At 50.4% G+C, this 18,957-nt stretch carries 14 protein-coding genes; 11 read left to right on the top strand and 3 right to left on the bottom strand.

The window, feature by feature from the left end; all coding sequences use genetic code 11:
* Nucleotides 1-29: 29 nt before the first annotated feature.
* Both DYA43_RS12090 and DYA43_RS12085 read right to left on the bottom strand, forming a co-directional pair.
* Nucleotides 30-515: a YbaK/EbsC family protein gene (locus DYA43_RS12090; protein WP_061056903.1), complete on the bottom strand. Its 486-nt coding sequence runs from the start codon at nt 513-515 to the stop codon at nt 30-32.
* 9 nt (nt 516-524) lie between these two features.
* On the bottom strand, nt 525-1,151 hold the full coding sequence (locus DYA43_RS12085; protein ID WP_061056902.1) for a LysE/ArgO family amino acid transporter: 627 nt from the start codon (nt 1,149-1,151) through the stop codon (nt 525-527).
* A gap of 113 nt (nt 1,152-1,264) precedes the next feature.
* Here DYA43_RS12085 and DYA43_RS12080 point away from each other — a divergent pair, with 113 nt between their 5' ends.
* The 3 genes from DYA43_RS12080 to DYA43_RS12070 all read left to right on the top strand — a co-directional run bounded on the left by DYA43_RS12080 (nt 1,265) and on the right by DYA43_RS12070 (nt 5,072).
* On the top strand, nt 1,265-2,164 hold the full coding sequence (locus tag DYA43_RS12080; protein ID WP_061056901.1) for a LysR family transcriptional regulator ArgP: 900 nt from the start codon (nt 1,265-1,267) through the stop codon (nt 2,162-2,164).
* Between the two features lie 175 nt (nt 2,165-2,339).
* Nucleotides 2,340-3,038, top strand: coding sequence for an oxidative stress defense protein (locus tag DYA43_RS12075; RefSeq protein WP_020428519.1), 699 nt, complete (start codon nt 2,340-2,342; stop codon nt 3,036-3,038).
* Between the two features lie 159 nt (nt 3,039-3,197).
* A complete protein-coding gene (locus tag DYA43_RS12070; RefSeq protein WP_061056900.1) occupies nt 3,198-5,072 on the top strand; it encodes a diguanylate cyclase in 1,875 nt (624 codons plus the stop codon).
* A gap of 378 nt (nt 5,073-5,450) precedes the next feature.
* Here the strand turns inward: DYA43_RS12070 and pykF are convergent, their stop codons facing one another.
* Nucleotides 5,451-6,863 carry a pyruvate kinase PykF gene (gene pykF, locus DYA43_RS12060; protein ID WP_020332653.1) on the bottom strand — a complete coding sequence of 471 codons (1,413 nt, stop codon included), beginning with the start codon at nt 6,861-6,863 and terminating at the stop codon, nt 5,451-5,453.
* A gap of 431 nt (nt 6,864-7,294) precedes the next feature.
* On the opposite strand from pykF, the gene DYA43_RS12055 reads away from it, so the two are divergent.
* The 8 genes from DYA43_RS12055 (at nt 7,295) to DYA43_RS12020 (ending at nt 18,939) form a co-directional block, all read left to right on the top strand.
* Nucleotides 7,295-8,056 (top strand): DeoR/GlpR family DNA-binding transcription regulator, encoded by a 762-nt coding sequence (locus tag DYA43_RS12055; RefSeq protein ID WP_020428521.1) that lies wholly within the window; start codon nt 7,295-7,297, stop codon nt 8,054-8,056.
* Nucleotides 8,057-8,156: 100 nt separating this feature from the next.
* On the top strand, nt 8,157-9,989 hold the full coding sequence (gene glmS / locus DYA43_RS12050; protein ID WP_020428522.1) for a glutamine--fructose-6-phosphate transaminase (isomerizing): 1,833 nt from the start codon (nt 8,157-8,159) through the stop codon (nt 9,987-9,989).
* Nucleotides 9,990-10,238: 249 nt separating this feature from the next.
* On the top strand, nt 10,239-11,078 hold the full coding sequence (locus DYA43_RS12045) for a DUF5677 domain-containing protein (RefSeq protein WP_061056899.1): 840 nt from the start codon (nt 10,239-10,241) through the stop codon (nt 11,076-11,078).
* Nucleotides 11,079-11,274: 196 nt separating this feature from the next.
* The gene (locus DYA43_RS12040; protein WP_061056898.1) at nt 11,275-12,105 is read left to right on the top strand and encodes a heteromeric transposase endonuclease subunit TnsA; all 831 of its coding nucleotides are present in this window, start codon (nt 11,275-11,277) and stop codon (nt 12,103-12,105) included.
* Complete coding sequence (locus DYA43_RS12035; RefSeq protein ID WP_061056897.1) at nt 12,089-14,170, top strand: TnsB C-terminal domain-containing protein; 2,082 nt, start codon at nt 12,089-12,091, stop codon at nt 14,168-14,170. Before DYA43_RS12040 ends, DYA43_RS12035 begins: the two co-directional genes overlap by 17 nt.
* On the top strand, nt 14,170-15,825 hold the full coding sequence (locus DYA43_RS12030) for an AAA family ATPase (RefSeq protein ID WP_061056896.1): 1,656 nt from the start codon (nt 14,170-14,172) through the stop codon (nt 15,823-15,825). The genes DYA43_RS12035 and DYA43_RS12030 overlap by 1 nt, the downstream gene beginning before the upstream one ends.
* 1 nt (nt 15,826) lies before the next feature.
* Nucleotides 15,827-17,335, top strand: coding sequence for a TnsD family Tn7-like transposition protein (locus DYA43_RS12025; protein WP_061056895.1), 1,509 nt, complete (start codon nt 15,827-15,829; stop codon nt 17,333-17,335).
* Nucleotides 17,332-18,939, top strand: a complete 1,608-nt coding sequence (locus DYA43_RS12020) for a Tn7-like element transposition protein TnsE (protein ID WP_061056894.1) — start codon at nt 17,332-17,334, stop codon at nt 18,937-18,939. Before DYA43_RS12025 ends, DYA43_RS12020 begins: the two co-directional genes overlap by 4 nt.
* Nucleotides 18,940-18,957 lie beyond the last annotated feature (18 nt).

The raw sequence follows: 18,957 nt of genomic DNA, 5'->3' as shown, positions 1-18,957 counted from the left end.
TAAAAACGGAGGCCTTGGCCTCCGTTTTTTTATGTCAGCATCAGAATGGGGTTGTGAAGCCTGGCAAGTAATTTATCGAGATCGATACCAGCAAACCCAAGTGTGAGGTGCGGATGTCCGGGTGTGTAGAGCAGCTCAGTTTTCTGAAATAGCGCTGGGTCGACAATCACCGGAATGTTTTTGGGCAAGACAAACGGGCCGACCGCGCCGGGCACACAGGTGGTAACAGCCGTCATCTCATCGTCCTCGCAAATCGACGGACGTTGGCCGATAAGGGCTTTGATGGCCTTGGCATTCAAACGGGCATCTTTTTCCGTAAACAGCAGCGCGTAACCGCCGCCTTTGAGTTTCAGAAACAGACTTTTGGTGTGAGTGCCTGTCCAACCGAGCTCTTGAGCTACTTTCTCATCGGTGGCGAAATCCAAAATCGGTTCATGCTGCCACTGTTGGAAGGGCACGCCCGCTTCATGCAACAAAGCAATATTGGCTTGATACAACTCTTCTAACGTTGACATCGTTGCTCCTTAATTCCACAACTGATACAAGTTCTTGGTCAGCGCAATGGCGATACCAAACATCATCAACGCGACACCAATATCAATCGCTTGCTTCACTCTGGGTCTGGATAGTGTCGGTGCCAGTTTCGCTGCGCCAATGGAGAGCGAATAGAACCACACGAACGACGCCATAATGGTGCCGACAGCAAACGAGAGTCGATCGTTGCCCTCAAACTGGCCGCCAATTGAGCCTAGAATCACCACGGTATCCAGATATAGATGAGGATTGAGCACAGTGACAGCCAAAGTGCCCAGAATCACCGCCCGGTGTCCTCTCGCTGTGGTTGTCGTGGCATTTTCCTCACTCTGTGCCGTAAAGGCGCTCTTCCAAGACTGGAGGCCATAGAAGGTCAGAAAGGCAATGCCGCCCACAGTCACGAAAGTTAACAGCAACTCACTCTGTGACAAAATAGCGCCGCCGCCGAAGATCCCCAGAGAGATGAAGAAAATATCGAGGAAGCTGCAAATCGTTGCGGTCGTCAGGTGATGGTTGCGCTTGATGCCTTGATTGAGTACGTAAGCATTCTGAGCGCCGATCGGAATGATCATGGTTGCACCAAATCCAAAGCCCTGGAGCAAAATCCAAAAATTCATAGTTATATTCCAAAAGTGAGTAAATAGTTATCTGAAGGCAAAAATAAGGGATAGTTGAAAATAAATAAAACTAATAATATTAATAAGTCATTAGACTAACTTATGGTGATGAAATGCGTGGATTGGATTACCGCTGGATAGAAGCATTGGATGAAATTATCGCACAAGGTAGCTTTGAAAAAGCGGCGGAAACGCTGTGCATCTCTCAGTCGGCGGTGTCTCAGCGAATCAAACAACTGGAGAAATGGTTAGCGCAACCTGTGCTCGTGCGTCAGACACCACCCAAAGTGACACCTGCGGGACAGAAGTTACTTGGGCTCTATCGGCAGGTTTGTGTGCTGGAGCAGGACATTCTGCCGCAATTGAATAATGATGGTGTAGAGAAACCCGTGGCCGTGTCAATCGCCACCAACGCTGACAGTCTGGCGACTTGGCTGTTGCCTGCACTCGCCCCACTGATTGCCCCCAGAAAAGTAGAAATCAACCTGCTGGTGGACGATGAGCACCGCACGATAGAGAAACTCAAGAATGGTGAAGTCGTGGGCGCCATCAGCCAATCGTCGAAAACCATCCCCGGTTGTCAGGCGGTGCTATTGGGAAATATGCCGTATCTCTGTGTCTGCTCACCGGAGTTCCATCAGCGCTATTTCGCCGAAGGGGTTACGGGTGAGAGGTTTCAGGTTGCACCTTCGGTCGCTTTTGACCAGCAGGACTTCATCAATGAACGTTTCGTACAGGCGTTTGTCGGCCATGAAGTGCACTTCGATGTAAAACATTCGGTAGGCAGTTCCGAAGCGTGCGTAAAAGCGGCGTTGCACGGGTTTGGCTTTGCACTCATCCCGGAGATTCAGATTTGTCACGAACTCAAACAAGGCAAACTGGTCGATGTCCTGCCGGGGCACTTTATCGATCAACAGCTGTACTGGCATCACTGGCAGCTCGAAAGTGGCATGTTGAAAACCATTTCGCAATCGATCGTGGCGTACGCGCGCAAAGTGCTGCCACAAGATTGACGAAATCTGACGCAAACAAGGCACGTCAAAGTTGTGTCATTTTCACGCGAAGCCGCTGAGTATGTGCACTATTTCACCTATGATAGAGCCAATGATTTCTGCAGGTTCGCATTGGCGAATTCTGCGACTGGGCCTCAATAATTCCGCCCAGCCATTAACATGAAGGATAAATGGAATGAAATTGATCTCTCAGCTCGCCGTTGTGATTGTTAGCTTGGGTGCGGTTACCGCTCAGGCACAGGAACCGAATTTCCCTCATCTGGTAACCTCTGGTTATGGTGAAGTGGTGGCTAAACCGGACATGGCGCAGTTTTCGGTCAAAGTAACGGAAACCACCATGAACGCCGAGCAGGCCAAAGCGGCGGTGGATAAAGTGGTAGCGGCGTTTACGACTCAATTGAAATCATCCGGTGTTAGCGCGCAGCAAATTTCCAGCTCCAATCTCTATCTGGCGCCGCAATACCATTATCCTAAATCAGGTCAGCCAGAACTGGTCGGTTATCGTGCGTCGCGCAGTGTGACCGTGGAGGTGGATGACGTCGCTAATCTGAATCAGTATCTTGACATTGCATTGGCGAACGGCATTAATCAGGTCGACAACGTGCAACTGAAAGTGCGTGATGAAGCGAAATATCAGCAACAAGCGCGTATGGCGGCGATTGAGGATGCCAAACTGAAAGCTCGTTCGATTGCGAAAGGCTTTAAACGTAATCTGGGCGGCGTGTGGCGCGTGGATTACAACACCATGAATCCTCAACCCGTCATGATGCGCGCGATGAGCATGAATGAAAAAATGGATGCCAGCGATACCTATCAGGATGCCACCCTGGTCATTCGCGACCGTGTGGATGTTATCTATAAACTTGTCGATTAACTGAACAACCCGCTAGTGAAATCATCCAGAGCCAACTAAAGCTCTGGATGCAATACCAATCGTAGTAAATGGTACGGAATCGCTAGCTTTTTATTCAGTCTGGGCGTGAAGGTGATATAATGCGCGCCTTCATTGAGTGGTCGGATAGTTGCGTAGGTTATGAGATTTTCCAGAGTCGTCATATTTCTTCTCATCACCTGTACGTTGATCACGACCGTCATTGTCGCCTATTACGTTCAGCGTTATCAGCAGCTCAAACAAAGCAACATCAGCCAGACGGCGCGCGAAGCACTCAATCAACTCGCGTACAGTGAACGCGAATTTACCAGTATTCAAGAACAGCTATTTTCTGTGGCTGACCTGCTTGGCCACGGTCAGAGCACCTGCGATTTTGCCCTTTCTCCTAACGAAACCAACCGGTCTCAGTTGGAAAACGTGTTTATTTCCGTGGCTAAAAGCCAGAAATGGTACAACCATATTCGCTTTATTGATCCGCAAGGCCTGGAGCTGATTCGGGTTGATTACTCATCGGCAACGCATCAGGCAAATTCGGTCAAGACGCTGCAGAGTTATCAGGATAGCGAGCTTTTTCGCTATGCACAGACGCTTTCTGACGACCAAGTTGGTTCTTGGAGCGCCAATCGGATCGTTAAAATCGGGGAGAGCATTCAAACCGTTCCGTCCGTAAGGATCGTCACTCCGGTTGGTATCTTAGGAGAGCGCTATGGCTACATCATGATTGATGTGGATATCTGGAACCTCTCCAATCGCCTTAACTATGCGTTGGAAAAAGATCTTCGTCCTAAGCTGGTGTCTGATGCCGGCGTTTACCTCACGGATAAATACGCCGATACGCATCTCACTTTCGCCCATGAAGAGTTTCACAGCGATAACCTTGCCCAGCATTATCCCCTGAGCTGGGATCGCATCAAGCGCGAAGGGAGTGGCTACCTGCTGGAGAAAAAGCATCTTTTGGTGTTTACCACGGTTTCGATCTCGGACAAACAGCAACTCCATCTGGTGATCAATCTGACACCTGAGCAACTGACCAAGCGTGTTGAGCGCGACCTCAATGATTTGGTCAAAGAAGGGGTGTTTGTGTTTCTCATCGTGCTGATTTTTGCATTACCGACCGTTTCGATTGCGCTGCATTATCATCGCCGCAACATAGAAAGTAAGCTGGCGCGAGCCGCGCTGAATGGCATGTCGGCGGTGATGATTTCCGATAAGTCACATCAAGTGATCATGGTCAATCAGGAGTTTGAAAAGATCACTGGTCTCAGCAGTCATTGGGTGTTGGGGCGCAATGCACTGAAAGTGCTGCTGTGTCACGATGGTATGGATCACGTCCTCAATGTGTTGGAAAAGGTGGCGGAGAATCATTTCTGGGAAGGTGAAATCGAACTGGTGACCGCCGAGCATCAGACACTCACTACCATCATGCGCATTCAGGCAATCTTTGAAGCCGGGCGAGTCAGTTATTACATCACGTCACTGGTGGATATCAGCGAACGTAAAGCATTGGAAAACAAACTGCGTGAGCTGAGCGAAAAAGATTCACTGACCCATCTCTGGAATCGCCGTAAGTTCGAACAGGAGCTGCAAGCTCAAACGCAGCTGGTGCAACGTTATCCGGATAGTCACGACGCGTGTCTGGTGTTGATCGACATCGACTTTTTCAAACGCATCAATGATGAGCTTGGTCATGATGAGGGGGATCGCGTGATTGCGAAAGTTGCCCATATTCTGGCGCAGCAACTGCGAGCGACCGACTTTATTGCCCGTATCGGTGGGGAAGAGTTTGCGGTTCTGATGCCGCATACCGACATTGAAGAAGCAGAGGCTGTCGTGGAGCGCCTTCGTGTCGCTGTGGATATAGACCAAAGTCTAACGGTTACAATCAGTGCAGGGATTACGGACCTGACGCAAGACAGTACTCGTTCGTATAAGTGTGCGGATATCGCCCTGTATGAATCGAAAACATTGGGCCGAAACCAGGTCTCGCTTTGCCGCAGCAGTGATGAGATTGCTTAGTGTCACACTTTTCTGACAATTCGACTAAAGTCGAATTTTAAATTTCTCTTGAGCTAAACTGATTAATAAGTACACTGTTGGTATTTTCATCAGTGGTCGCCCAAATTTTGAATGGAGCAGTCACTTTCTCCGCAGTGGGGCGGTGAAAGGGAACGGAAATCGCACACTCTGGGCAAGACGGGGCAGAGTATGGTTAATCATTTTCTAGTAAGGCTCACAATTGGCTTTTTGGTGGTATTAGGATTTAAGCTCAGTGCGCTTTACTTCCTACCTATGGTGTTATTGCTTAACACTCACCACAAAGAGTTTTTTGGTTGGTAAGAGACAGAAACAAAAAATCGGGGCCATGCCCCGATTTTTTTATGCGTTAAACGCGGATTACAGTACGTGTACTGAAGTCGTGTTTGTAGTGCCTGAAGCGACCAGAGCACCAGAAACCATCACGACGATGTCGCCTTTTTTACCCAGACCAGATTCCAGAGCGATCTCTTTACCCAGACGGTAGAAATCGTCAGTGCTGTCGATTGAGTCAACAACAACTGGCGCTACGCCTTTGCTCAGAACCAGCTGCGCAGCCGTTTTCTTGTTAGTCGTTACGGCAATGATGTTTGCAGTTGGGAAGTACTTACGTACTGAACGTGCAGATTTACCTGCTTCAGTTGCAACAACGATCAGTGGAGCAGCCAGTTTCTCAGCTGTATCTACCGCGCCTTTACATACTGCTTCAGTAATGCGTAGACGTGGGCTGTCCAGACGAGACCCCAGTTCTGCTTTCAGTGCAGAATCCGTACGGTTAGCGATTTGCGCCATGATAGTAACTGCTTCAACAGGGTATTTACCTTTCGCTGTTTCACCAGACAACATCACTGCATCAGTACCGTCCATGATCGCGTTCGCTACGTCGCCCGCTTCTGCGCGAGTTGGACGTGGGTTCTTGATCATTGAATCCAGCATTTGAGTTGCAGTGATAACCACTTTACGGGCACGGTTACATTTTTCGATCATCATCTTCTGCGCGAAGATAACTTCTTCCGCTGGGATTTCTACGCCCAGGTCGCCACGTGCAACCATGATGCCGTCAGACAATTCAAGGATTTCGTCGAAGTTGTCTACGCCTTCTTGGTTCTCAATTTTAGAGATGATTTGAATGTTCTCGCCGCCGTTTGCAGCCAGTACTTCACGAATTTCTTTCACGTCAGATGCTTTACGGATGAAAGAAGCAGCAACGAAATCAACGCCTTGTTCACAACCAAATTTCAGGTCGTTTTTGTCTTTTTCAGACAGGGCTGGCAGGTTCACAGATACGCCTGGTAGGTTTACACCTTTGTTTTCGCCCAGTGCGCCGTTGTTCAGCACTTTACATTTTACTTCTGAGTCAGTTTTAGCAATCACTTCCATTTCGATCAGACCGTCGTCAACCAGAATGGTGTTACCTACGTTCAGGTCTTGTGCGAAGCCTGCGTAAGTCACGGCAACGATGTCTTTGTTACCCACAACAGAGGTATCTGTAGTGAAAGTGAATTCTTGACCAGCAACCAGATCAACGTCATCACCGTTTTCCAGTTTAATGGTACGGATTTCAGGACCTTTAGTATCCAGCAGGATAGCCAGTTGCTTACCAGTGTTTTCCATGACCTGGCGGAAGTTCGCAATACGAGTACCGTGTTCAACGTAGTCACCGTGAGAGAAGTTCAGGCGCATTACGTTCATGCCTGCGTTGACCAGTTCAGTCAGTTTCTCTACAGATTCAGTTTTAGGGCCAATCGTACAAACGATTTTGGTCTTTTTCATGGAAGGGTCTCTCCGGTAATAAATATTAAGAAATAGAAGTTTGGTGCGTAGCCCCAAAGTGATCTCGGTGGTGGCAACATTTCGTCTTCAATTGCCAAGTGTAGTTCACGAGTTTCTTTCACTCCAAAGCTGAAAGTCTTTCAACAAATTTAGTCATTTTATGACCATTTGTTTGGGATGAAATTTCAGAAATCTGTGACTTAGTCACTTTAAACGGCGAAAGTTACAAAAATATCACGCCGCATTCTGTAATTTTTTTTCTTTTCGGGTGTGAATTCTACCACTGAATGGCGGCAATATCACTGTCTAAGATTTGTCTTAGGACAAGGTTTTAGCGCGAAATATTAATTTTTTGGATCAAAATAAATAGACACGAATGTTTCGGTTTGATTATAATTTGTTTCGATTCGAAACTTGATAAAAAATAAACCATGTCGAAACGAAATACACAGCTGAGACGCCATGCGATTGCCAATCTGGTGAATGAACAGGGTGAGGTCAGTGTCGAGGCTTTGTCTAGTCAGTTTGAAACCTCCGAAGTCACTATTCGAAAGGATCTGGCCTCTTTAGAAGCCAATGGGCTACTGTTAAGACGCTACGGCGGTGCGATCGCTTTGCCGAAAGAAGTGGTCGCTGACGAAATGAGTTCAAAAGTTTCGGTTCGAAAGATATCACTCGCCAAAGCCGCCGCAAAATTAATTCGTGACCACAATCGAATTGTGATCGACAGCGGCAGTACGACTGGTGCTTTGATTGAGCAGTTGAACGACAAACGTGGGCTGGTGGTGATGACCAACTCCTTGCATGTGGCGAACGCGCTCAACGAACTGGAAAGTGAACCGACGCTGCTGATGACTGGCGGAACCTGGGATACGCATTCCGAATCGTTTCAGGGCAAAGTCGCGGAATCAGTACTGCGCTCTTACGATTTTGACCAGCTGTTTATTGGTGCTGATGGCATTGACCTTGAACGTGGCACGACTACGTTTAATGAGTTGGTGGGATTAAGCAAAGTCATGGCAGAAGTCTCGCGTGAAGTGATCGTCATGGTTGAATCGGACAAAGTTGGCCGCAGAATCCCGAACTTAGAACTGGCGTGGGACAATATCGATGTGCTGGTCACTGATAAAGAGTTACCCGACGAGTACGCGGCGCAAATTGAATCTCATCAGGTCCGAGTGATTCGGGCCTGAGCATAACAAATACCCTCCTTCTCTGACGGGCCTTTTGCTTGCTGCCCCGGCTGGAATGCCGCAGAGAAGCTGAAACAAAAATAGTTACGGAGTAATAAACATGTGTGGAATTGTTGGTGCAGTAGCACAACGTGATGTCGCTGAAATTCTGGTGGAAGGCCTACGCCGTCTGGAATACCGCGGTTACGACTCTGCTGGTGTGGCAGTGGTAGACAGTGAATGTCAGCTGACGCGCGTTCGTCGCCTGGGTAAAGTGCAAGAGCTGGCGGATGCCGTTGAAGCGGAGCACGTTGCGGGCGGTACGGGTATTGCGCACACACGCTGGGCAACTCACGGTGAGCCATCTGAAATCAACGCACACCCGCACATGTCTGGTGATATCGCTGTGGTACACAACGGCATCATTGAAAACTACGAAGTACTACGTGAACAGTTGCGTGAGCGCGGTTACGTGTTTGAGTCACAAACCGATACCGAAGTGATTGCCCATCTAGTGGAGTGGGAACTGCGCACTGCAGGTTCGCTGCTGGAAGCGGTGCAGAAAACGGTAAAACAGCTGGAAGGCGCGTACGGTACGGTTGTGGTTGATCGTAAAGATCCATCCCGCTTAGTGGTAGCGCGTTCTGGCAGCCCGATCGTGATTGGTTTCGGTGTGGGTGAGAACTTCCTGGCATCAGACCAATTGGCGCTGCTGAGCGTGACTCGCCGCTTTATGTATCTGGAAGAAGGTGACGTGGCAGAAGTGACTCGCCGTGAAGTGAAAGTGTTCAACACGTTCGGTGAAGCGGTTGAACGTGAAATCGTGGAATCAAATGCTGAACACGATGCGGGTGACAAAGGGCACTACCGTCACTTCATGCAAAAAGAAATTTTCGAACAGCCAAAAGCGCTGATCAACACCATGGAAGGTCGCCTGACCAAAGATTCTGTGGTTACCGAAAGCATTGGTGTGCACGCGGCGGACATTCTGAACAAAGTTGAACACGTACAAATCGTCGCTTGCGGTACCTCTTACAATGCAGGTATGACAGCACGTTACTGGTTTGAAGCTCTGGCTGGTGTCAGCTGTGACGTGGAAATCGCGTCTGAATTCCGCTACCGCAAATTTGTAACGCGTCCAAACAGCCTGCTGATCACGTTGTCGCAGTCGGGTGAAACTGCGGATACGCTGGCTGCTCTGCGTCTGGCGAAAGAAAAAGGTTACATGGCGGCAATGACCATCTGTAACGTGGCTGGCTCGTCACTGGTGCGTGAATCAGATTTCGCGTTCATGACTCGCGCTGGCACTGAGATTGGTGTGGCATCAACCAAAGCCTTCACTACTCAACTGTCCGCACTGTTGATGCTGGTAACCGCTCTGGGCAAACAGAAGCAAGTGATCGACAAAGCGCAGGAAAAAGAGATTGTTGAAGCGCTACACGCTCTGCCACAACAGATTGAAACCGCTCTGGCGTGTGAAAAAGAGATCGAAGCGATCGCCGAAGACTTTGCCGAGAAGCACCACACACTGTTCCTGGGCCGCGGCGAATACTTCCCGATTGCTCTGGAAGCGGCGCTGAAACTGAAAGAGATTTCTTACATTCACGCCGAAGCATACGCTGCCGGCGAATTGAAACACGGCCCGCTAGCGCTGATCGATGCTGACATGCCAGTGGTTGTGGTGGCTCCAAGCAACGATCTACTGGAAAAACTCAAATCCAACATTGAAGAAGTGCGCGCACGTGGCGGTCTGCTGTATGTGTTTGCTGATCAAGCGGCTGGCTTTGAAGGGGATGACACTATGAAGATTGTGACCATGCCGCACGTGAGTGAAATCACGGCGCCAATCTACTACACCATTCCAATGCAGCTGTTGTCTTACCACGTTGCACTGATCAAAGGCACTGACGTAGACCAGCCACGTAACCTGGCAAAAGCGGTGACCGTAGAGTAACAGGCTAATTAGTTGAATCAAAAAGGTGTCGGAGAGGAATAAAGTTTCATACTAAGTATTAAAGTGTCATACTTAGTAATATAGTTTCATACCGATATTGAGCTTGAGGCCGACATTTTTGTCGGCTTCTGTCTTTGGGCTATAGTGAGTTCGGAAAACTTCATTTCCCCCTAATTGCCATAAAAACTGGGCAGCAACTTATTTTCTGGTTATTTTGGTTCAATATTTTCTTTGATTACCATTTTAACAATGGAAGACATTCTGAAGTCATGGGCCGCATTGGCTAGCCATTTCATTGGTGAACACTTTGACCATTGCAAGCCTTACATGGACGTCGCATATGATGGTATGCATCCGTTAACACGTTTTGTTTCCGCTCAGTTATATATTTCCTGCCAGTTAAGCAGTACAAGTGCTTTGGTTTTAATAAAGGAGGGGCTTGAGTGGGACGCCGAGATCATAAATCGCTCTATCATTGAAGGAGTGACGAAATATGTGTATCTGTTAACAGGTTCCACAGAAGAAAGGTTAGAAAAAGCGAAAGAATATTGGGAAATTTTGCCGGATTATACCGCTGCAAAAAGAAGCTCAAAAGTGAAAAAATTCTTTGAAGAAATTTCAGAAGCAAAGCATAACAGGCCTCTCAATGATTTACTTTTGAGTGATCGTGAAGTAGATGAACTAAGAAATGGGACAAATAAGAATGAACGCTTCAATCTCGAACAAAAGTGGTCGTTTAGCCATATTATCAATGAGTTTTCAAAAAGTGATAGTCCTGGATTAAGAGCCTTTATATCTTTGGCTCACGGTTATGGCATGAGTAGTCACCTTATACATAAAGATGGTGATGGTGTCGGAATGATTTGGGAGAGGTGCTTACGGTCAGAGGAGCGCCAGAGTGCAGTTAAATTGGGTCATTGTGCTCGGACTGTGTTAGATGTATGTTCATTTGCGGAGCTTAGAACCATATACCTTCTCAAAGCGTGTAATGAAAATCCCACTTTTACGGACTCCTTAAGAAAGCGTTACTCTGCTTTGTTTGATGAACTTGAAAATGCGTACCGATCTTTTGAATCCATTGAGTATTAAACTGGGGAAATAGTTCCAGTTTAATATCGCCGAAGGTTTGGCTGTAACGCTATTAGGACTTAAGGTTATTGGAAAGCGAGAAACTGCTTCTAGTTGATAAGAAATTAAGTACCTGTGTTATTTGAATAAGTAATAAAGTTGCATACCGAATCCGCTCTGACTATGATGAAAATTCAATCGGTTAGGGCGGTTTTTTATGGCTTCAAAGAAGAAGGGATTTACCGAGGCCCAGTTTGCCAAATGGATTAAAGAGGGACGCGGCAGCGGCGAGCATGCCGATTACAAGCCCTGGCTGACTGTGCGTGATCTTCCCTCGCTCGGGCGCGTCCACCGTGTTTTCGGCCACAAATCGAGACGCACCCATCATCTGCTGTCGGATCTTGAACTGGCCGCCTTCCTGCTGCTGGAATGGCATAGTGAAGTCACTCAGATACGCGAACAGTTTCCTTTGGAACGGGATACCACCCGTCGGCTGGCGGTCGAGGCCGGTATCAAGCATTCCAATATGGGCGGCATCGACCAGTATATGTCGTCGGATTTTCTGGTCGACAGCACCGACGAACATGAGCCCGTATTCGTGTTGCAGGCCAAGTATGCTTCGGCACTTGGCGATGCCCGTACGGTCGAAAAGCTGGAAGTCGAGCGAAGATACTGGGCGGAGAAAGAGTATCCCTGGTATTTGGTTACCGAACGGGAAATACCCCCTGTCGTTTTCAAGAACATTCAGTGGTTCTACCCGGCGCAGCGCGACGACGAAGAGGGCATGGAACTGGCGCTGCAGCAGATCGAGTTCTACGCCCACCACTTCGAAAAGAATCCGAACAAAACGATAATCGCCATCTGCAAGGAGCTGGACGCGGCCTACGACCTGCTGCTCGGCGAATCCCTCTACGAGGTCAGGAAGCTGTTGGCCAAACGCTACTTTACCTTCGATATTTTCATTCCCATCACCAAGCTCAAGGCGAAGGACTTGCGGGTCGGAGATCTGGGCTTTATCCGGGAGGTGTATCTTGTTTCGAATCAATGAGGTTTTGAAATATGGCGAGAGCCGCTACCGGGTGCTGCAGCGGATAGGTGACTGCTTGGTGTGGATCGATATCGACGACGATTCGGCTTTTCCTGAGCTTGCATCGACGAGCGAACTTGTTGACGCGATCGACCAGGAAACCCTGAATCGCATAGACGATCCCTTTAGGGAGCTCGCTTTCGAATCGCCGGAGGAAGGAACAACCGCCAGAACCAAGCGGGATACCAACTTCGCCTTGATCAAACCCTTGCTCGAACTACCCGACTTCTACGAGCCGAAAAGCCGAGGTGCGGCCATCAATCGGATTCTCGTCGAACAGGGTTCCACCAAGCAGACCCTGTATCGGCTGGCCCGGCGCTACTGGCAGCGCGGACAAACCGCCAACGCCCTGCTGCCGGACTACAAGAACTCCGGCGGCAAGGGTAAAAAACGGATTGCGAAGGACAAGAAACTCGGCCGCCCTCGCAAGTACACCCCGGGCGTCGGAGCTCTTATTGATGAATCCATAGAACGCCTGTTCCGAATCGCCATCGACCGCTATCTGCTGAAGGACAAGGGACACTCGTTTCCCTATGCCCATCGCCGTTTCGTCACCCTGTATCGAAACTACTTTCCGGATACGCCGGAAGAGGAGCTGCCCAGCAACTGGCAGATGATGCACTTCTACAAGCGCGAGTACGGCCAAGTCGAGGTATTGAAAAAGCGGGTATCGGTCAACGAATACAATAAGGGCATCAGGCCGCTTCACAGCACCGCCAATACCCAGGTACTTGGTCCCGGCTCCCGCTATGAGATAGATGCCACCATTGCCGATATCTATCTGGTGTCGGACAGCGAACGCGGCAATATAGTCGGCAGGCCCGTGGTATACATGGTGATAGACGTGTTCAGCCGTATGGTCGTCGGTTTCTACATAGGTTTTGAAAATCCCTCCTATGCGGCGGCAATGCAGGCCCTGCATATGGCCGTGACCGACAAGACGGATTATTGCCGGGAGCTGGGTTTCGATATCGAACCTGAAGACTGGCCTAGCGTGGGCCTGCCCGACGCCATTCTGGCAGACAGGGGCGAACTGCTGGGCCACCAGATAGAAAATCTGGAACGCAATTTCGCGGTCCGGATCGAAAATGCCGCGCCCTACCGTGGCGACGCCAAAGGCATAGTCGAGCGCAATTTCAAAACCATTCAGGCGACCTTTACGCCTTTTGCTCCCGGGTTCGTTACCGGCAACAGGGTGAAAAAGCGCGGCGGCAAGGACTATCGCCTGGATGCCAGACTCACGGTGAAAGAGTTCGCCCAGATCATCTTGTCATCTGTGCTGTACCACAACCAGCATGCCGTGCTCGAGAAGTACGACAGGGATGCGGATATGCCCACCGATCTGCCGATGACGCCGATCCATTTGTGGAACTGGGGTCTGCAGCACAGAACCGGGCGTTTGCATCAGCAGGATCCGGATGCGGTTCACATTGCCCTGTTGCCGAGGCTAAAGGCTACTTTGTCGGAACTCGGTGTTTGCCTGTTCGGACTCTATTACACCTCGTTGGAGATCCTGCAGCAGGGCTGGACGCATCGCGGCAGAGATGTGAAGCGCCCGACAAGCCTGGAAGCGGCTTACGATCCGCTGGTTGCAGACCGAATCTATCTCTTTCCCGAAAAGGGCAGCAACAGGTACTGGGTGTGCAATCTGGCCGACCGTTCGAGAGAATTCTGTGGCGCTTCGTTCTGGGATGTTTGGCAGCTGCGTGACGAACAGAAGAAAACCACGGGCAAAGCCCGAATAGCGGCGGGATCCAAAAAGCGCGAGCACGAGGAGTTTGTTATCGAAAAGATTGCCCAGGCGGAAAAGAAAGCGCCGGATACTTCCTGGTTTACGGAAGCCGAACGGATCCGAGCCATCAACGACAACAAGCGTGCTGAAAAGGCCAAGGAAAGGGCTGATAAGGCGCGGCGTCCCGAGCCGGACGACACGAGCAAACCGGCAGATGTTGTTCACCTGTCGGAACAGGATCCCGACCTCGACTATCCGGATTATATCGACGAACTGTTCGGGGAGGACGACTGATGCCGTTGCCTGAAAACTTCGTTGATGCGATATATACGGATCCTGGCGTTGCCCGCTACCGGGGCAACCCGCTTATCGAAGCTCTGCCGCCCATTATGGACCTGCAGGACCTCAAGGTTAAGTTGAGCGGTAAGGTCGACTTCGACCCTAAGGATTGTTTCGAAAAGGGTCATTTGCGCACCCATCAGATAAGCGCATTGCTCGACGACTTTTTCCAGCCGCTGTCCATTCATAAACAGCTTGAAGAGAAAATATCCATCATGATCCGAGGCGGGTATGTGGGCCGCAATATCGCGGACGGCTCATTGAATACGAAAATGCAGGAAGGTTACCGGAGGATTCAGGAGGGCGTGGCCAGCGATTTCCGTTTTTCTCAATCCAACTCCACCGCAAGAAGCCTTTCATTGATCGGCTGCTCCGGCAGCGGGAAAAGCACTACCCTTAATCGGATTCTGGCAACCTACCCGGAAGTGATCTTTCACCCGAAGTACAATTTCATTCAATTGCCCTATCTGAGGATAGAGTGCCCGTCCAACGGCTCGCTGAAGAGCCTGTGCCTCAACTTTTTCCGCGAGGTTGACCGCACGATAGAATCTAACTACGAACAAAGGTATGCGCAAAAGCGTTTGGGCACAGAGGTGCTACTTTCAATGATGGGTCAGGTTGCGACGCAGCGGGCCATAGGCGTACTGGTGATCGACGAGATACAGCGCCTGACGCTGAAGCGAAATGTAACCAAGGAGCAGATGCTGGAGTTTTTCGTCGCTCTGGTGAACGTGGTCGGCGTTCCCGTGGTGATAGCAGGCACACCCAAGGCCAGGCCCATGTTCGAAATGGAATTGCAGGCAGGACGCCGAAGCGCCGGGTTCGGTTCCCTGTTCTGGGAGCCGATGAAACCCGGACCGCACGTAATCGATGTCAAAACGGGTAAGCCGAAAAGAACCGAATGGCGGGCCTTTACCGATAAGCTGTGGCAATACCAGTGGCTGACCAAGCGGGACGAGATACTGAACGAGGAGATCCGCGATTGCTGGTTCGATCTTTCTCAGGGCGTGCTGGATATCGTGGTCAAGCTGTTCGTGCTTGCGCAAATGCGGGCCATATCGACCGGGCTAGAGCGGATCACAGTCAAGCTTTTGCGTACCGTGTACGAGCAGGAACTCAAGCCGGTGCATCCCATGCTGGATGCGTTGCGCAGTGGCAATCCCAAGCTTATCGTCAAATATTCGGACCTGCGCATGCCCACTTTGGATAAACGCCTTCTTGAGCTGCAGAAGTTGATTGAAGAACGTCAGGCGGAAAAGCAGGACGAATCTGCGTTCGGCAGCAACGAAAAGGCGCGCAAGCTTTACATGATGCTGCAGGCGATGGGTTGCGAGTCCGATTTGCTGAAGCCGCTGATAGAAAACGTCTTCAAACAGTTTCCCAATCTTTCCATGCCCGAGCTGAGCAAGATTGTATTGGAGTGGTATTCTGAGCCGCCGGAACCGAAGAAGACCAAGGCTGAGACGGTGAAACCAAGCGACTGGCATACCTTGTCGTCCGACGATTGGAGGTTCAAATTCTCCCAGGCGGAAAAGGATTGCCTCTACGATGATTTGAAGCCGGGACGCGAGCTGTTCGACGTGCTCGGCTGGCTGAAGAAAGTGGGCTGATATGCTGGGCTTTCCCCTGCCGTATCGTGACGAGCTGCTCTACAGCACGATAGCGAGGCACGGGATTCATAGCGGCACTGTGTCGCCGAAGGAACTGCTTTCGGAGGTGTTCGGCGACAGAAAGATTTTGGCCACATCCGATCTGCCGTCCCACCTTAAGCGCATCGCCGCGCTTTACCCGGAAGAAGTCGGGATCACGCCGGAGAGCCTACTCTATAGAAACACCCTCTTCCCCTTGTATGCGCCTTTTGTGGGTGAAGCGCGTCGTTTTGCACTTATCCGAGAGCTTACCGCCAACGGCAAAAGCTTTGTGCACCTCACGACCGGTGCCGCGGCTTCGCGCATTAAGCAGCCCATGTATCTCAGGTATTGCCACGAGTGCATTCGCGAGCAGTTGAGCAAACATGGCGAATGCTATTGGCGGCGCGACTGGCAGGTTGCCGGGGCAGAAAGCTGTTCGGTGCACGGCAGCCTGGTCGATTCGAAAATACGCCGTCACGATGCGCACAGGCACCGGTTTCAAGCTGCGGACTTGGACGTGTGCCCTTTGGTCGAACAGCAGCCTGATGAGTGGCAGAGCGACCTGTTGGCGCAAAGCATCGGTGAGCTGTTGAACCTGGAGCAGAGAGTTACGCCCGAGTTTTCCCAATGGAGCCGGTGGTATGCCAATCTGGCGGCCGATCATAGCTTTAATCGCGGTTCTCTGGTTCGTCATGAGCTTGTCCGAGAAAAAGTCGTAGGGTTTTGGGGAGCTGGTTGGCTTTCTCGATACGGACTCCTGTCCGACAACACTGAAACCAACTGGCTCAGAAACATATTCCGCAAACACCGCAAGGCATTCAGCTATCTTGAGCACCTGGTAGTTCTTCATGCCTTTATGGAACCGGGGTGGAAGGTAGCCGAGGTTATTGATGTTGTTGCGCGACTCGAACCGAACGAGAAAACTCCGGCCAAGGAGCTGACAGGAACGGGCGAAAGCGAGTTGAGCAAATATCGCAACAGGTGGCTGGCTGCCGTGAAAGAGCATGGTACCAAACGGGCTCGTCTTAGCGGATTCGGGGATATATACGCCTGGCTGTATCGCCGAGACAGACAATGGCTGCTGGAAGTAAACCGAAGCCATAAGGTGCCGGAGCCGAAACACCAGACCAAGGTCGACTGGCATAGGCGAGACGTGGAAACGCTCAAAATTCTGATCTCGCTGCGCAATGAGAGCGAATTGCGCCTGGATGATCCTCGGCGCTCAAGGAACTGGTATTTGAACCGATTGGAGCACAAAGCCGGGATAGAAAAGCATCTGGATCTACTACCTTTGTGCAGTTTGTTTTTTGATCGCCATTGTGAAAATATATTTGAATATCAAATAAGAAGAATGACCCGCACCGCCATACGGATAACGCGGAACGGCGAACCGTTGAAGCGCTGGCAGATGCTTAGGTGGTCCGGGTTGAGCGAAGAGCGCCTCACCGAGCAGGCCTGCCGTTTTCTCAAGGAGGTTCTAGGGATTTGAACGGAAGTATCCAACTCAAAGGATTTAAAGACGATACCTGGATCAACGGTATCGGAAACCTATATCGCAAAAAGGGCGCTATCCAGTGGGGCATCAATCTTAGTATTCATCCCAAAGGGGATAATGGAAAAGATTCAACCACCCTGTCGAATGCACCTGTCCTGGTGCGAAAACGGAAAATAAACCCGACTTACGACTACTACTTCAAGGAGTCTTCGGAAAAGAGCTTTGTCATATCTACGACTCGCGAATGGTCTGTTGAGCGGATTTGTGATTGCCCTGCCCGCGACCGGCTTGCAAAAAGCGAGGCTGGAGAATATTGCTTTGTGTTTTCTCTGGCCGACGGCACCACGGTTTACCTTCCCCAGTTCGAGCTGGCGAGAATGCTCTTCTTTAAAAATGGCTACCTGGCTAGAACGGCCCTGGAGCACGACCTGCTGAATATCGAATACAGCCCAGAGTACGACGAAGAAAGCGATAGAACCATCATCAACGTATTGGACAGCTTCTCAGGCAATAAAGAGCTTTTTAGCGACTATGGCTTTCGAAGACTGTTCGCCTGGATATTGATGGATCCCGAGGCCAGACGCTCCTACGACAGCATAGGCGCCTACCAGCTGAATCACGGATACGATGTGGGACAGTACAGGCGCTGGAGCTTTCGATTCGACCCTCCTGCATTGGAGGATGCAAGAATGAGAGTGAAGGGGTATATCGATGCAGACAGCCAAACCATGCTCGTTCACGAAATCATAGGATTAAGATATATACCTATGAATGTTCCCGAACGCGTCGTCTTCTACCATCCCAGTTTCTATACCAAGGTAAGCGGCAACGGCCTGGGTAACGGCTCGGGCGCAAACCGGCCGCCCGGACACAAGGTGGACGACGCTGCAGAGGGAAGCCGCGAAAACAAGCCGGTTGCGCTGGAAGGGTATGCGACGGAATTCGAATTCGACCGCGCGATAGAAACGTCCAAGATCTGCGAAAAGAAAAAGCTGACGGGCCGGGGCCGCAAGGACGATGACGAACCGGGCGAAGCCTCAAGCGACGTCAGTACCGAAGAACAGGGGCCTGGCGGCGACCTGCCTAGTGCCGATTGGGACAACATGAACGACCAAACCGACGACGCCCACCTGTATCTGAACAAATTCGCCAGCTACTTCAAAATGCTCGAACTGCTTGAGGAGACGCATGGCTGCCGGATTGTCATATACAAACTCAGAAAGCTGCCGGTTATCGGTAAATGCAAAAAGCATGTGGTGGAACCGGATGGTGAACCCAGATGCATGTCCGTCGCCCATGTTACTGCCGACACTACCGGGTACTACCTGTTGGAAGTCGATACCTCGGATGCTGCCAAGGCCTTGTCGACCAGAGTGATTCGTGCCTGCGCAATCAGAGATATCGAGCCTCACCTATACGAGATCGAAAAACAGCTGCTAAAGGCGTCCCTTTCTTGGCCGAAAGAGCATTTGGACAAACTAGTCGGCGCGGATAACCACTTTTGGGTGCCGCATCAGAAGTCGAAACAAGGCGGGGCGTTGACAGGAGAGGATATTGATAAATGGACTCAAAGAATGAGTGAACGGCTAAAATCGTAATTTAAGTGGATTTGTTTT

It is taken from the genome of Vibrio fluvialis (genome assembly GCF_900460245.1).
In the GTDB taxonomy this organism is placed as follows: Bacteria; Pseudomonadota; Gammaproteobacteria; order Enterobacterales; family Vibrionaceae; genus Vibrio; species Vibrio fluvialis.
Note: the sequence above shows the minus strand (reverse complement) of the source record. Positions and strands in the feature narration are given on the sequence as shown.

Coding starts and splice junctions, on each gene's coding strand:
- DYA43_RS12025 (WP_061056895.1), top strand. CDS start 15,827: ATGCTGGGCTTTCCCCTGCCGTATCGTGACGAGCTGCTCTACAGCACG.
- DYA43_RS12040 (WP_061056898.1), top strand. CDS start 11,275: ATGGCTTCAAAGAAGAAGGGATTTACCGAGGCCCAGTTTGCCAAATGG.
- DYA43_RS12085 (WP_061056902.1), bottom strand. CDS start 1,151: ATGAATTTTTGGATTTTGCTCCAGGGCTTTGGATTTGGTGCAACCATG.
- DYA43_RS12045 (WP_061056899.1), top strand. CDS start 10,239: ATGGAAGACATTCTGAAGTCATGGGCCGCATTGGCTAGCCATTTCATT.
- DYA43_RS12075 (WP_020428519.1), top strand. CDS start 2,340: ATGAAATTGATCTCTCAGCTCGCCGTTGTGATTGTTAGCTTGGGTGCG.
- DYA43_RS12090 (WP_061056903.1), bottom strand. CDS start 515: ATGTCAACGTTAGAAGAGTTGTATCAAGCCAATATTGCTTTGTTGCAT.
- glmS (WP_020428522.1), top strand. CDS start 8,157: ATGTGTGGAATTGTTGGTGCAGTAGCACAACGTGATGTCGCTGAAATT.
- pykF (WP_020332653.1), bottom strand. CDS start 6,863: ATGAAAAAGACCAAAATCGTTTGTACGATTGGCCCTAAAACTGAATCT.
- DYA43_RS12055 (WP_020428521.1), top strand. CDS start 7,295: ATGTCGAAACGAAATACACAGCTGAGACGCCATGCGATTGCCAATCTG.
- DYA43_RS12030 (WP_061056896.1), top strand. CDS start 14,170: ATGCCGTTGCCTGAAAACTTCGTTGATGCGATATATACGGATCCTGGC.
- DYA43_RS12080 (WP_061056901.1), top strand. CDS start 1,265: ATGCGTGGATTGGATTACCGCTGGATAGAAGCATTGGATGAAATTATC.
- DYA43_RS12070 (WP_061056900.1), top strand. CDS start 3,198: ATGAGATTTTCCAGAGTCGTCATATTTCTTCTCATCACCTGTACGTTG.